The organism is Candidatus Tumulicola sp. (assembly GCA_035601835.1).
Taxonomy (GTDB): Bacteria; Vulcanimicrobiota; Vulcanimicrobiia; order Eremiobacterales; family Eremiobacteraceae; genus DATNNM01.
On the sequence record DATNNM010000015.1, the window covers coordinates 109,415 to 122,742 of the forward strand.

The window sequence follows — 13,328 nt, forward strand, 5'->3', positions numbered from 1 at the left end:
TTCATGAATCGAACGCTCTTTTCGGCGGCCCTCGCCGCGTTGGCAGTCGTCTTTACGGCCATCCCGGCCCTGAGCGCGCCAAGCCACGAACAGAACATGGCGTACGTCGCCGCGCTCTATCGCGACGTGCTCCAGCGCTCGCCCGGCTACGACGGGTTGGCGGCCTGGGTGCCGGGCTTGGATAGCGGCTCGAAGTCGCGCGTGGATGTCGCCCGCGAGTTCATCAAGAGCGACGAGTATCGCAGGCTCCGCGTGCGTGACATGTTCTCGGCCTATATGCACCGCGGCATGACGGACGCCGATCTGGCGAACTTCGTCCGGAACGGCGGGTCGCTGCGCAGCCTGCGCGTGTCGCTGCTGGCCTCGCAGGAATACTTCTCGCTGCACGGCTCCAACGCGCGCGGCTGGCTCAACGGTCTGTTCCGAGACATGCTTGGCCGCAGCCCGGGTTACGGCGGCGTGGAGACTTGGGTGCAGCAGATCAACCAGGGTAAGAATCGAACCGAGATCGTGAATGAGATCTACGGGAGTCCTGAGGCCCTCGGGCGCATCGTCGACTCGCTGTACGGCGCGTTTCTCAAGCGTGCAGCCGACCCGTCGGGCAAAGCGCAGAACGTTCAAGCGATGCAGCGCGGCACGACCGAAGAGGATATCGCGGTCGGGCTTCTGACGACGGCTGAGTACTACAATCGCAACCAGACCGGCAATGGGGTCGTCGGCCCGCCGTTCGGTTTCGGCGGGGGCAACAACCCTGGCAATTACGGATTACAGCAAGGTGACGCCGCTCAGTTCGTCAATCAAAACGTGCCCAACGGCATGATCGCCGGACAGACGTACTATGTCTCGGTCAGCATGCGCAATACGGGCAGAACGCAATGGGATCCGAACAGCTACGCGCTCAACGTGTATCCGGACGGCACGCCCACGTGGTCGACGATCGCTATCCCGATGCCGGCGCCGGTCAACCCGGGTAACGCCGTGACCTTCACCTTCAACGTGATCGCACCGCAGTCGCCGGGGACTTACGATTTCCGCTGGCAGCTGCGCCGCGCAGGCTTCGGTTTCTTCGGAGATGTCACGCAGGACCTATCGGTGACGGTGAGCGCGGGGCGGACGTATTAGCGGCTGATTGCGGCGTAGCATCCCGAAGAGTCCTTCGCCAGGGCGGGTTTTCGGAATCTGCGCCGCCACCGCGAACCCTGCGGTCAGCAGCACGAGATTCTTGACCACGAACTCGCCCGTCATGGTCAGTGCGAACGGATTGCCTTGCTGAAACGAGAGCTCCGGTTTGAGCACGAGAACCACGAACGTGCCCGCCATCTGCAGCGCGAAGAGCAACAGCGTGAGCCGGGCGGCCAAACCGGTGATCAGACCGACGCCGATCGCGATCTCGAGTATGCCGAGTGAAAGAACGGCGGTGTGCGCCGGCACAAAGGTGAGCACGCTGGCGACCAACTCAGCAGCCGGACTGATGCCGAGCACCTTGAGCGCGCCGAACCAGATGAAGATTATTCCCAGCGCCAGGCGCAGCAGCCACAGACCGTATTTTTCGGCGAAGCCGATGATGCCGTAGTCGACGGCGCGAAGCCAAAGATTAGGCACGATTTCAGCATACCCGAATCTCGCCTCAAAAGCAAAGCGGACCGATAAGGTCCGCTGCTACTCCCAGGACTATGCCGGACTATAACAGTCCGGCACACCATAGTAAACTCCAAGCTTCGCTCGGAACGCTACATCTAGGCTCCATTGCTATATTTGCACGAGCCCGATGACGTGTTCCTCGGGATCGGCGAACATGGCAATCGTGGGACCTCCGCCCGGCACGACGTCGGGACCCATCAAGCGCTTGCCGCCGAGAGTCTCGATCTTGCCGAGCGCGGCCTTGATGTCGGGAACCGCTACGTAGAACGTGACGTGGCCTGCATAGCCCTCCGGTGAGTCGCCGATGCCGCCGTTGATGCCGTCGATGCCGCCTTTGGTGCTGCCGTTCTGAGGATGCACAAGCGAATAGTTCGGAACGTTGACACCGGCGACGGGCGGCTCGAACTGCCAATCAAATGCTTGCTTATAGAAGCTCTGAAGCGCTTTCGCGTCTTTTCCCATGACTTCGAAATGAACGACCGGGTTACCCATTGTACATCTCCTTTAGTGTTTGAGTGTTTGAATACGCCCTAGGCTGCCAGTCCTGGGGATGCTAAGCGAAAGACCCGCGACAGTCCGGTGAGTTCCATGACTCGGCGGATATGCGGCTGCGTCGCTTGCACCCTCACGTCGCCGCCACGTTCGCGGGCGAGCCGCAAGGTGGCGATCAGCGCGGCTAGGCCGCCGGAGTTGAGCGCGCCGACGCGGTCGAGGTCGATCAAAAGATTGATCTTGCCCGATTTCACGGCGCTTGCAAGCTCCGCACGGGCGAGCTTGCCGCCGGCGTCGTCCAGATCGCCGACCAAAGCGACCCGCGCATCGGTCTGATTATTGCCGAGGTCTGCGACTGAGATTTTCATGGTTCTTCCCCTATCCGGCGGCCTATTCTGGCTGGCTTTCCCAGCATTATAACCCCACTACTTGCAAAAAGCAAGTAGATTCTTGATTGGCAAGTATGGTATAAAGGGAGCATGAAGACTCGGGCCTACGGCCAGTTCTGCGGGCTCGCGAGGGCCCTTGAGGTCGTCGGCGAGCGCTGGGCCGTGCTCATCGTGCGCGACCTTCTCGTGGGTCCAAGGCGCTTTACCGACCTGCACCGCGGGCTGCCGAAGATCCCGACCAACGTGCTAACGGCGAGGCTCAAGGAGCTCGAGGCCGCAGGCGTGGTGCGGCGGCGCGTGCTGCCGCGCCCCTCGGGCTCGGTGATCTACGAGTTGACCGAGTACGGCGCGGAGCTCGAGGATGTGTTGATCCGGCTCGGCCGCTGGGGCGCGAAACTGCTCGACGAACCCCGGTCGGAAGAGATCATCACCGTCGACTCGATGGTCATGGCGATGCGATCCACATTCCACCCCGAGGCCGCTCGCGGACTGCATGCGGGGTTCGAGCTGCATTTCGGCGACATCGTCATCCACGCTCGCGTCGATAACGGCAAAGTCCTAGCCGCGGCCGGAGCGCTGCCGGCGCCAGACTTGATCATTGAAGCAGGACCTGCGATCAAGGAGTTGATGACCGGCGCGATCAGCCCCACCGAAGCGATCAAGAGCGGAAGCGTGCACCTCAAGGGCAATGCGAAGCTGCTGACGCGCTTCGCCGAGATTTTCCGCATCGAGCCGATGCCTGAGAGCGTCGGCGCTGTCGCGAGCTAGCGCTTCTTTCCGGGGCTAAAGCCCCGGCACTACATCCGAGCTTCGCTCGGAACGCTACATAGCACACGAACGGACCTAAAGGTCCGTTGCTACAAGCCCGACGTAGATATGTACTAGGATGAACGCTTCCGGGCTTGCGGTCGACAACCTCACACGCCGCTTCGGAAAGCTCGTCGCCGTCGACGGGCTTTCGTTTTCCGCGCAGCGTGGCGAGATCGTCGGACTGCTCGGCCCCAACGGCGCAGGCAAAACGACGACGCTTTTGTGCCTGGCCGGGCTACTGCGCCCCAATGCGGGAAGCATCGCCTTAGATGGCCGCAAGCTCGGGCCCGATCGCGCGCGCCTGATCGCGCTGGTCCCCGAAACGCCGGAAGTGTATCCGATGTTGACCGTCTGGGAGCATTTGGTCTTCGTCGCCAAGAGCTGCCGCCTCGACGGCGCGTGGGAAGACCGCGCGCAAGGGCTCATCACGCGCCTCGATCTCTTGGACAAGCGCGACGAGCTCGGCGAATCGCTTTCGAAGGGCATGCGCCAAAAGACGCTCATCGCGTGCACGGTGCTCGCGGACTCACCGGTGGTCATGCTGGACGAACCGATGATCGGTCTCGATCCCAAGGGCCAGCGCGAACTGCGCGGCATCCTCAAAGATCTGCGCGAGCAAGGCCGCACGATCATCATGAGCACGCATCTGCTCGAGTCGGCGGAGAGCATGTGCGATCGCGTCATCATCATGAAGGCCGGCCGCGCGCTGGCCACGGGCCCGGTCGCCGAATTGCGCAGTCGTGGCAGCCGCGCAGACGAGACGCTCGAAGACATCTTCTTGGAATTGACCCGATGAACGCGCTGGCCGCGCTCGGCGCGCTTGCGTACCTCGAATGGCGCTTGGCGGTCAATCGCCTGAAGGTCGTCCTGCACCAGCCCGGTCGGCTCGTGGTGTGGGGGCTCTTCGCGCTCTGGGTTTTGTACGTCACGATCGGCCGCGTCTCGCGGGGCAGCTACGTCGGCACCGCGGTGTTCGCGCTGCCGCACGAAATCGCGGCCACGGCGCTCGCGTTGTTCCCTGCGCTGTACCTTGCGCTGATGGGGTTCACGATGGCGCGCTCGACGTTGCGCCCTCCCGCCGCCTTCGCGTATCCCGCCGATTCGCGTTTCCTGTGCGGCTCGGCGTTGCCGCAGCAAGCGGTCGCGTTTTGGCTGCAGTGGCGGGAGTTCATCGGTTCGGGTCAGCGCTACATCTTCGCCATTATCGCGATGGGCGTCGGCTTTCGCGGCGCCGGAGCGTCGCTGATCCTCATCGTGTTGACCGTCGTCGTCGGGGCCGGGATCTTGCAGATGCTGCGGCTTCCGGTATTTTTGGTGGCGCAGCGCTATCCGAAGGCGCGCGTGGGATTGATCGGCGGCGTTTTGCTGATCGGGGGCGCGGCTGCACTCGCCTATCCGATCTACGCAGCCTGGCCGAACGAAGGCGCGTTATTGAAGTCGATACCGCTGCACGCGTTCGCGCTGCCGCCGGGCAGTTGGCTGGTCGGAACCGCGCTTGGTCAGTGGCCATCCATGCTCGCGCTCTTCATCACGGCGCTCGCGCTGGCGGGTCTTGCCGCCGTGGCCGCTGGGGATTGCTATCCCGAGCTATGGGAATCATCCGTGCGTCAGTACGCGCAGCGTGTGCGCTTGCGGTCGCGGCTACTCGGCACGCGCGCAGAATCTGCGCTACCGGATGCCGGCGCCGGGCTGCGCGTGCGCCCGGTCGAACTCTCGCTTGCGCGCGTTCCCGCGGGACCGTGGCCGATTTTTTGGAAGGACTGGCTGGCGCTGCGGCGTTCACCGGAAGCCTCGCGCGGCGCGATCGGATTTATCCTGGTCGCGATCGGCATCGGCGCCGTGTTCGGGTTCATCGCTCGGGGGGGCGGCACTGAGACGCTCATCGGGCTGGGGGTCGGACTCGGTTATGCGGCCGTCGCGCTTTCCGCCCAGCGCTCTGTGACACTCGCCGTGGAATTGCGCAAGCCGATGTGGTGGCTCTCCTCGGTGCCGCTGCCGGAGCGGCTTGCCACGTGGACGCTTTCCGCCGCCTTGAGACTCACCGTGTTTGTCGCGTTAGGCGTGATCGTCGCGGCGCTGATCTCGGGCGCGTACGCGGCCGCGGGGTTGGTCTTGGCGTTGCTGCCCGTCTTCTTCTGGGTCGGCCAGTCGGTGGGCGTGGCAGCCTACTCCATCTTCCCCTCCAAAGGTGACCTGCGCGGGCCGGGGGCGCTGGCGCGGATGCTAGCCTGTTATTTGTTGTTCCTACCGCCCATCGGCATTTGGGTGGTGCTTCAGTTCGTGTTCGGGCAGGCGGTAATCGTGTCGGCGCTGGCGGCCTGCTCTTGGGCGGTGCTCGAGGGTATCGGACTCATCTGGTTCGCCTCCACGCGCTTGGCCGGGAACGGCATGGCATTCGCCTGGGCGGAACAGCGCTAACGGAAGCCCCGCGCAGTACGTTTCTCATATATGCACTCCAGGATCGTTGGGCTGGCTTTGGTCGGGGCTCTGTGCGCTATGTTTTTTGCTTCGGCTCCGGCGCTTGCGATTTCGGTTCAGGTCAACGGCGTCGCGGTGGCAGCCGATGTGGCTCCCGTCGAAGAGCAGGGCCGCACCCTCGTTCCCGCGCGCGCGGTGTTCGCGTCGCTGGGCGCCTTCGTCGATTACGACGCGCGGACCAAGACGATCATTGTCGCGCGGCCGCGCACGACCATCATCTTGCACCTGTTCAGCCAGAAGGCGACCGTGAACGGCAAGACCGCGTGGCTCGACGTGCCGGCGCTCGTCGTGCGCGGACGCACGCTCGTGCCGCTGCGTTTCGTGGGCGAATCCTTGGGCGCGTCGGTCGCGTATAGCGCCGCCAACGATCTGGTCACGATTTTGCTTGCGGGCGCGCATCCGTATGTGCCCGGTCCGCCGACCTTCGCGAACAGCGCGAACATCTCGGGCCTGTCCGTCGACACGCACGGCAAATCGACTCTGTCCCCCGGCGACGTCGTGCAGGTGACGATGAGCGGCACGCCCGGCGGCATTGCGACCTTCGATGTCGCGGGCATCGTCAGCGGGATCGCCATGCACGAGGTCGCCAGCGGCTCGTACACCGGCTTCTACGTGGTGCGCGCCGACCGCAACGTCAACGACGTCCACGTGTTCGCGCATCTGCAGATCGGCAGCGAGATCGTCGATCGCGAATCCGGCCAAGCGTTGTCGATCGTCGGGCGCTTGCCGGCCATCGTGCGCGAACAACCGCGCCCGGGTGCGCGCACGTATGTCATGCAACCGTCGATCGCGGGATTCTTCGATAGCAACGGCGGGCCGCCGATCGATCCGCTCTCGGTGCGCATCTTCGTCGACAACACCAACGTCACCGACTACGCCGGCATCTCCGCGTCGAGTTTTTATTTCACGCCGTACTATCCGCTGGCGCCGGGATGGCATCGCGTCGGCGTGTACGGTGACAACGTCGACGGCGTTTCCTTTGACAGCGATTGGTCGTTCTACGAGATCCCATCGTACCCGCCGGGTTACGGATATATCGGTCAGCTCGATCCGGCGTTTGTGCCGGGTTATAACAACGGCTTTGCTTACAATGGCTTCCCGGTGCTGTCGCTGACGACGCCGACGTATGGCGTGGTTTCGAGCGGACAGATCATCACCATGTTGATGATCGCGCTGCCGGGAGGCTATGGCACGGGCTGGGTGTCCGGCGCGCCCGGGACGATTCCGCTGCTGCCGCTCTTCGGCTACCCGGGTTACTATGCGGGCTCATACGTGGTGCCAGGCGGCGTGAATCTTTCCGGGGTGACGTTGGTGGCGCAGTTCTATCCGTCCAGCGGCGGTTCGGTGCTGGTGACCGAGCCGACGGCGATCTCGATCGTGTCCAGCGTGCCGCGCTACTTGCAAAAAATTGTGCACCGCCCGTCGCTGCCGCCGTGGCAGGCTCGCGCTTTGATTGGCGGCGCGTCGCCCGCGCCCTCGTCCACGCCGGCGCTGCGCGTGTTGCCGGTCGGTCCTGGAAATCGGCCGCTGCCGTTAGCCATGCCGACGCCGACTCCAGCGCCTACGCCTACGCCGACTCGCACGCCGCGACCGCACCGCTCGGTTCCGCCGCAACCTTTGGATGAAGCGACGCCGACGCCAACGCCGCCGCAACATCATTGGACCCCGACGCCCGTGCCCGCGGCGACACCAACGCCCGCACCACCACCGACTCCCACGCCGACGCCGAAGCCTCAGAAGACGCCAACGCCGACACCGAGCCCGACGGCGACTTCCGGCGTCCCGTCGCCAAAACCGATCTAGCTGTAGCGCTCCGAGCGAAGCTCGGATGTGCTATACCGGCCTAAATGTAGCGTTCCGAGCGAAGCTCGGATGTGGTATGCCGGACTTTAGTCCGGCGCGTCGAACGCGCGCGCATGACGCGCATCTACACGCGCGCTGGCGACGCAGGGCAAACGGGTCTGGTCGGCGGCCAGCGAGTTTCCAAGGACAGCGCGCGCATCCAATGTTTTGGGGCGGTGGACGAATGTTCCAGCGTGATCGGATTGGCACGCCGCGATCTGGCCGACCACAAGGACAGCGCGAAAGCGCGGCAGCTCGACGCGTGGCTGGCTTGGGCGCAGGACATGTTATTCAATCTCGGCAGCGATCTGGCGACGCAGCCAAAAGATCGAACCGACAAGATGCCGAGCATCACGCAGCGCGACGTCGATGCGCTCGAAAAGGCGATCGACGCGGCCGAGCGCGAGCTCGAACCGTTGCACACGTTCATCCATCCCGGCGGCGCGTATGCCGGCGGCCTATTGCACCTCGCGCGAACCATCTGCCGTCGCGCCGAGCGCGCAATGGTGACGTTGGCGTCCAGCGAGCCGCTCGAAGCGGTCGCCCTGAAGTACGTCAATCGACTTTCGGATGCGCTCTTCGTGTGGGCGCGCTGGATCAATCGCGAATTCGGCGAGCCCGAGCATCAGTGGAATCCAAAGTCGGAGCCGCCGAAACCAGACTAGAGACTGGTGTTCAGCTTTTCGCTCAGCCAGCCGAGCTCGAACTTGTCGTCAGGGTCGAGCGCCATTCCGAGATTCGCAAGCGCCTCCTTGCCCTCGGCGAACAGCCTGCGCGCCTCCAGCTCGTCTCCCCGTGCCGCCGCCACCGCGGCCCAGTTGAGATTGCGCCACGCGCGGCTCTGGGCGTCCTCTTCTGGCCCTGAGTCCCGCTCTCGGAACCTGGAAGCGGCTGTCTTCACGTCACCGAGGTGCAACTCGACCCACCCGAGGTTGTGCAACTCCATCGTGACCCAGGCGGCTTTGCCCAGCCCGCGGTTGAGCTCAAGGCTTTCTGCATAGAGATCGCGCGCTCGGCCATAGTCGCCTCCGAGCCGGATTCCGGCGGCAAGCAGGTGGAGCGGTCCCGCTTCGGCTTCTCGATCTCCCGCAGCTTGCGCGCGTCGCCGAGCCTCCTCGGCGAACTCCGCGACGCGCGCGTAGTCGCCATCGCGCAGCGCGACTCGAGCCAGACCTGTGAGCGCGTCGCACTCACCTCGTGGGTCGAACGCTGCTCGTGCTACCCTCAGCGCCTCCTCGTTGCGGGCGCGGGATCGCTCCTGGTTTCCTTTGCGGAACGCGAACAATCCGTCGGCATAGAGAACACGCGCGCGCGCCGGCGAGGGGTCGCCCGCTCCAGGCGCATCGAGCGCGAGTGAGAGTACAGCACTGCCCTGTTCGAGCTCGCCGCGCGAGAGCCAGATGCGCCACGCCCCGGCCGCGAGGGCGAGTGCAGAAGCTCCATCGCCCGCGTTCGCAAACGAGCGGACCGCATCCGCGACCGCGTTTGGCTCTGCGCCGAGACGATCGAGGTCACCGGACCGAGCGGCATCGAGGAGTTGACGGGGCGTGAGCGAGCTCATGTAAGGACGTGTTCGAAGACCGCCAGCGTCTCCTCGGCTGTCTTGTCCCAGGACATTTGCGCGGCCCGCAGTTTGCCGCGCTCGCGCAACTCGGCTGCGAGTTCATCATTGGTGAGCACGCGTTCGAGCACCGCGGCGAGCGACGCGACGTCGCCTGACTTGAAATAGAGCGCCGCATCGCCGCCGGCTTCCGGTATGCCTCCGGCATCCGACGCGACGACGGGCGTGCCGGCTGCCATCGCCTCGAGTACCGGCAGTCCGAAGCCTTCGTAGCGCGAGGGATAGACCAGCGCTGCTGCGCCGGCGTAGAGCGAAGCTAAGCGGTCGTCGTGCACGTGTCCAAGCGCGATGATGCGCACGTCAGGCAGAGTGGTCACGCTGGCGGGGTCAAAACGGCCGGCCACGACCAGTGCGATCTCAGCTTGCCTCTCAGCCGGCATTCGGCTCAGCGCTTGCAACAACGTGTCCAAGCCTTTGCGTGGCTCCACTTCGCCGACGAAAAGCACGTAACGCGAAACGCCATCGAAGTGCGCCGGCGCGCCCGTGGCTAACGCCGCATCGACCCCTAAGTGCACCACGTCGATGCGATCCGGCTCGATGGCCAAGTGCTTGGTCAATTCGGTTTTCGAGAAATGCGAGTCCGTGATGAAGTGTTTGGCGTGCAAAGCGGCTTGCCGGAACGGGCGCTGCTCGCGCTCCCGCACGTCCGGATCCGCCGGGGGCATCGCGAACAGCGATGCGTCGTGCAGCGTCGCTATCGCAGGGCGCGAGGCGATCCAGCTCATGCCGTTCCAGGGATACCACACGCCGTCGATCGTTGGGTGGGCGGCGCGCCGGTGTGCAACCGCGGCTCGTGGCACGCCGCCGTGGCGTCGATAGTGCGTCGCGTGCAAGAAGGCGGGCCACTCGGGAACGAGCAGCGTGGTGCGCACGCGGCGCTGATCGACTTCAGCCCAGCGCCGCAGGATCGCGCGCGTGTATCTGCCGATCCCGCGCCGGTCACCCGGCAGGTTCCACGCATCGACGCCGATGTGCAAGGTCATGCTAGGGAACGCAAACGCCTCTCGCATACGTTCATAGGTGCGGATGCCATTCTCTTGCGCCAAGCGCTTCGCATTTTAGGGAGACATGACTATGCTTCGTCGCGCCTCGATCCTCGTTGCCGTTCTCGCGATCGTCGGATTCGGTGCGCTTCAGCCGGCGCCGTCTCGGGCGGTCAACCCGACCTACCCGCTGACGTGCAAACCGGGGCCATTTCTCGTTTCACTGCACCACGCGGCCGATCCGACCTCCGGCGCACAGCAGAACGTTCTTTCGATCCGCTTCACGCCCAGCCGGGGAGCCGCATCTGAAGGCCTTCAGCCTGGTCAATGCGCTTGGGGTGACCGAGCCGTACGTGCGAGCGAGCCGACCACGTTGCTCTTAGACCCGGACGACAACTACAACGTCTATTTTCAAAACGGCAAGGTTACCCATCTGTATGTGGCGATCTTCCCGTGGCTAAACGGTTTCGTGGACGGAACCGGACCGATTCAGATCTTCCAGGTGCACCGGGATGGAACAGATTTCAAAGTCGATCGGGTGGGGCCGTAAGGACGTCCGAGCTGCGCTCGGAACGCTACATTGACGTCCGAGCTGCGCTCGGAACGCCACACCCGGACTTCGTTCGGGTCGCTACATTCCGGGGCTAAAGCCCCGGCACTACATTAGGTACGGGCTAGGTTACGGTCGGACGGCGGGGAGGATCTGCTTCGGCACCAGGTCGTTGACGAAGCTTAGCCACACCGGATATTGGCCGTAGTTCGCGGCCGTGATCATCACCGCCATGTCGAGCCGCGGCAGCACGATGAGCAGCTGGCCGCCGTTGCCTCCCGCATTGAACGCCTTGTACGTCTGCCCGTTCACCACATAGGTGAAGAGGTGCCAGCCGTATCCGTAGTCGCCGGGATTGTTCAATCCAGATCGAGGTTCGATCGACGCCTGCAGCCACTTGTCATCCAGGACCGAAGAACCGTTCCAGAAACCGCGATTCAAAAAGAGCTGACCGAATTTCAGGAAATCGCGCGGGAGGAAGTGATCGCCGCCGGCCATGTAGGCCGTGTCGAGCGGCGGGGGCGTGAGCCACATGGCGTACGGGCCGAATTGCATCGGCTTTGCGAAGCGGTCGTAGAAATACTCGGGCAGCCAGCTGCCGGTCGCCTTTGTCACGACGCCGCCGAGCAGGTTGATCCCGGCCGAGCAGTATGTCGCCTTCGTGCCAGGCTCGGATACCAAAGGAAGGTCGAGCGTGAATTTGTACCAGTCCGGCTGCGCCGTCTGAGATTGCATCGCGTCTTCAAGGCCGGGCGAGGCGTCGTCATTGTCGTCGCACGCCAAGCCGGAAGACATCGACATCAGGTTCCCGACCGTGATCTGATTCTTGCGCGGGTCAGGGTGCGCGAACGGCACGTACTGCGGGAACAGCGTGTACGCAGGGGTGTTCGGGGAGAGCGAAGGATGGTCGCGCATCGCTGCGCCGATGAGCAAGGTCGCGACGCTCTTGCCGGCGGAGCGGACGTCGTGCGGCCGGCCGCGATCGAAGCCATTGAAATACTGGTCTAAGACCAGTTTGCCGTGGCGCGCGATCAGGATGCTTTGGATGTACGGCGAGCGCGTCGAAGTCGCCGCCGCGCCGACGCTTTTCAGCACGTCGCGGATCTTCTGCTCGTCCATGCCGACCTCGGCCGGCGATGCTGTCTTCCAACCGTCGCCGGTCTCGAGCGGAACGGAGTACGTCGCAGCGGCGTCGGCCGGCCGTACTTTTCGCAGGACGAACGTGCCGGGAAATGGATCGAAGTGAAACGCGATGCTGCGCGCCGCCGCGTCGAACGTGCCCGTGATGTCGGGCGCGTCTTTGCGCGAGAGCGTGACCCGGTCGCCGGCGACGCTCACGGCTCTGCTGCCGATGCGCGCGCCGAAATTTTCCTCGGGATTGCGAACGAACGCGCTGAGTGTGCCGTCGGATGCACGCTGCACGATGAGATCCACGTGCTGGACGTCGACGAACGGAACGATCCGTCCGCGCCACGGCCCGCCCGGTGGGCCTGAAAAGACGACGGGCGTCGCGAAGCGCGCTCCCGTGCTGACGCTGATCGGCTGGATCCACTGCCCAGCCAAATCATTGTCAGCATAGCGAAGGCGAAGTTTGTTGCCGTTCCCGAAGTCGAATGTCAGCGTGTAGTCCTGTCCGCTCGCCGAACCCCGCAAGGCGCCGACGCGGGCAGACCACGAGCGACCAGAGACCGAGATGACCACTTCGTTTCCAGCGAACGCGGGCCCGAAGGCTTGCTCTCCAGACCACACGCCGACCAGATCGGATGCGGAGAGCTTGGCGGCGGCGGTGGTCATGCTTCCCAAAACGAACGCAAGGGCGGTCGCGCTGAGAATCGCGAGGTGACGTAAATTCATCATCTGGCCTACGCTACTTGACGAACCCTGACGCTATCCTGCCCGCGCATTCCGTTGATTTTCAGGCGTCCCGCGTGGTCCCGGACGGAAGCCGGACTGAGCCTGGGGTATACTACACAAGAGCTCCGAGCTTTCGCTCGGAACGCTACATTGGGAAGGTTGGGATCATGGACTTCAAAGACAAATTGAACAAGGCGTGGGAAAAGACTAAAGAAGTCGCCGGCGAGGTCGGCAAGGGCGCCAAAGAAGGCTACGAAAAAGCCAAGGAGCAGGCGCCGGGCGCTTGGGAAAAAGCGAAGGCCGACATGAAGCATGCGGCCAGCGCAGTGAAGTCGGAAGCGGAGAAGCTCAACAAGCCGAAGGACGCTCAGGCCGGCGCCGGGGCCTCGACCCCGGAACCTAAGAAAGAAACCGACAAGCCTGCCGGTTCCTAAAGCGTCTTCGGATTAGACTAGGCGGATATGCCAGGTCTCGGACGGATCCGGTGGCTTGATCACGGTATCTTGTTCACCTATGATGATTTTCGTCATGGTCTCACTCCCTGTCGCGGTTGTGCGTAACCCGGGGCCCCTTTCGCAAAAGGAGCGCCCTGCTTATATGAGACACAAAGGGGCGCAGTTGTGACCGCTGGTACGCATGGGCTGGCTGGTTGTGTGACGTACGTCACA

At 64.0% G+C, this 13,328-nt stretch carries 14 protein-coding genes; 8 read left to right on the plus strand and 6 right to left on the minus strand.

Translation table 11 applies throughout. The features are described 5' to 3' along the window. Positions 1-3: 3 nt before the first annotated feature. On the plus strand, positions 4-1,122 hold the full coding sequence (locus tag VN934_10220; GenBank protein HXM19163.1) for a DUF4214 domain-containing protein: 1,119 nt from the start codon (positions 4-6) through the stop codon (positions 1,120-1,122). Here the strand turns inward: VN934_10220 and VN934_10225 are convergent. From VN934_10225 to VN934_10235, 3 genes are all read right to left on the minus strand, one after another. Further along, positions 1,087-1,602, minus strand: a complete 516-nt coding sequence (locus VN934_10225; protein HXM19164.1) for a DoxX family membrane protein — start codon at positions 1,600-1,602, stop codon at positions 1,087-1,089. The two genes, VN934_10220 and VN934_10225, sit on opposite strands and share 36 nt — an antisense overlap. Positions 1,603-1,749: 147 nt before the next feature. Continuing rightward, positions 1,750-2,133 (minus strand): VOC family protein, encoded by a 384-nt coding sequence (locus VN934_10230; GenBank protein ID HXM19165.1) that lies wholly within the window; start codon positions 2,131-2,133, stop codon positions 1,750-1,752. A gap of 38 nt (positions 2,134-2,171) precedes the next feature. Continuing rightward, complete coding sequence (locus tag VN934_10235) at positions 2,172-2,501, minus strand: STAS domain-containing protein (protein ID HXM19166.1); 330 nt, start codon at positions 2,499-2,501, stop codon at positions 2,172-2,174. A 111-nt stretch (positions 2,502-2,612) separates the two neighbouring features. On the opposite strand from VN934_10235, the gene VN934_10240 reads away from it, so the two are divergent. The 5 genes from VN934_10240 to VN934_10260 all read left to right on the plus strand — a co-directional run bounded on the left by VN934_10240 (position 2,613) and on the right by VN934_10260 (position 8,317). Beyond that, entirely contained in the window at positions 2,613-3,290 is a 678-nt protein-coding gene (locus VN934_10240) for a helix-turn-helix domain-containing protein (protein ID HXM19167.1), read from the plus strand. Positions 3,291-3,408: 118 nt separating this feature from the next. Then, a complete protein-coding gene (locus VN934_10245; protein ID HXM19168.1) occupies positions 3,409-4,128 on the plus strand; it encodes an ABC transporter ATP-binding protein in 720 nt (239 codons plus the stop codon). Next, complete coding sequence (locus VN934_10250) at positions 4,125-5,750, plus strand: putative ABC exporter domain-containing protein (protein HXM19169.1); 1,626 nt, start codon at positions 4,125-4,127, stop codon at positions 5,748-5,750. The genes VN934_10245 and VN934_10250 overlap by 4 nt, the downstream gene beginning before the upstream one ends. Positions 5,751-5,828: 78 nt before the next feature. Further along, on the plus strand, positions 5,829-7,613 hold the full coding sequence (locus VN934_10255) for a copper amine oxidase N-terminal domain-containing protein (GenBank protein ID HXM19170.1): 1,785 nt from the start codon (positions 5,829-5,831) through the stop codon (positions 7,611-7,613). A 113-nt stretch (positions 7,614-7,726) separates the two neighbouring features. After that, positions 7,727-8,317: a cob(I)yrinic acid a,c-diamide adenosyltransferase gene (locus VN934_10260; protein ID HXM19171.1), complete on the plus strand. Its 591-nt coding sequence runs from the start codon at positions 7,727-7,729 to the stop codon at positions 8,315-8,317. On the opposite strand, the gene VN934_10265 is transcribed toward VN934_10260, so the two are convergent. Both VN934_10265 and VN934_10270 read right to left on the minus strand, forming a co-directional pair. Further along, the gene (locus VN934_10265; GenBank protein ID HXM19172.1) at positions 8,314-9,213 is read right to left on the minus strand and encodes a hypothetical protein; all 900 of its coding nucleotides are present in this window, start codon (positions 9,211-9,213) and stop codon (positions 8,314-8,316) included. The genes VN934_10260 and VN934_10265 overlap by 4 nt on opposite strands. Beyond that, positions 9,210-10,256 (minus strand): glycosyltransferase family 1 protein, encoded by a 1,047-nt coding sequence (locus tag VN934_10270; protein ID HXM19173.1) that lies wholly within the window; start codon positions 10,254-10,256, stop codon positions 9,210-9,212. Before VN934_10270 ends, VN934_10265 begins: the two co-directional genes overlap by 4 nt. Positions 10,257-10,347: 91 nt before the next feature. On the opposite strand from VN934_10270, the gene VN934_10275 reads away from it, so the two are divergent. Then, a complete protein-coding gene (locus tag VN934_10275; GenBank protein HXM19174.1) occupies positions 10,348-10,806 on the plus strand; it encodes a hypothetical protein in 459 nt (152 codons plus the stop codon). Between the two features lie 129 nt (positions 10,807-10,935). Here VN934_10275 and VN934_10280 read toward each other — a convergent pair whose 3' ends face one another. Next, positions 10,936-12,663 carry a serine hydrolase domain-containing protein gene (locus tag VN934_10280; GenBank protein ID HXM19175.1) on the minus strand — a complete coding sequence of 576 codons (1,728 nt, stop codon included), beginning with the start codon at positions 12,661-12,663 and terminating at the stop codon, positions 10,936-10,938. Positions 12,664-12,827: 164 nt separating this feature from the next. Here VN934_10280 and VN934_10285 point away from each other — a divergent pair, with 164 nt between their 5' ends. After that, positions 12,828-13,094, plus strand: coding sequence for a hypothetical protein (locus VN934_10285; GenBank protein ID HXM19176.1), 267 nt, complete (start codon positions 12,828-12,830; stop codon positions 13,092-13,094). Positions 13,095-13,328 lie beyond the last annotated feature (234 nt).

Bases quoted from the DNA above. Each gene is read 5' to 3' on its own strand.
- VN934_10220 (HXM19163.1), top strand. From the start codon at position 4: ATGAATCGAACGCTCTTTTCGGCGGCCCTCGCCGCGTTGGCAGTCGTC.
- VN934_10230 (HXM19165.1), bottom strand. From the start codon at position 2,133: ATGGGTAACCCGGTCGTTCATTTCGAAGTCATGGGAAAAGACGCGAAA.
- VN934_10235 (HXM19166.1), bottom strand. From the start codon at position 2,501: ATGAAAATCTCAGTCGCAGACCTCGGCAATAATCAGACCGATGCGCGG.
- VN934_10240 (HXM19167.1), top strand. From the start codon at position 2,613: ATGAAGACTCGGGCCTACGGCCAGTTCTGCGGGCTCGCGAGGGCCCTT.
- VN934_10245 (HXM19168.1), top strand. From the start codon at position 3,409: ATGAACGCTTCCGGGCTTGCGGTCGACAACCTCACACGCCGCTTCGGA.
- VN934_10250 (HXM19169.1), top strand. From the start codon at position 4,125: ATGAACGCGCTGGCCGCGCTCGGCGCGCTTGCGTACCTCGAATGGCGC.
- VN934_10255 (HXM19170.1), top strand. From the start codon at position 5,829: ATGTTTTTTGCTTCGGCTCCGGCGCTTGCGATTTCGGTTCAGGTCAAC.
- VN934_10260 (HXM19171.1), top strand. From the start codon at position 7,727: ATGACGCGCATCTACACGCGCGCTGGCGACGCAGGGCAAACGGGTCTG.
- VN934_10265 (HXM19172.1), bottom strand. From the start codon at position 9,213: ATGAGCTCGCTCACGCCCCGTCAACTCCTCGATGCCGCTCGGTCCGGT.
- VN934_10270 (HXM19173.1), bottom strand. From the start codon at position 10,256: ATGACCTTGCACATCGGCGTCGATGCGTGGAACCTGCCGGGTGACCGG.
- VN934_10275 (HXM19174.1), top strand. From the start codon at position 10,348: ATGCTTCGTCGCGCCTCGATCCTCGTTGCCGTTCTCGCGATCGTCGGA.
- VN934_10280 (HXM19175.1), bottom strand. From the start codon at position 12,663: ATGATGAATTTACGTCACCTCGCGATTCTCAGCGCGACCGCCCTTGCG.
- VN934_10285 (HXM19176.1), top strand. From the start codon at position 12,828: ATGGACTTCAAAGACAAATTGAACAAGGCGTGGGAAAAGACTAAAGAA.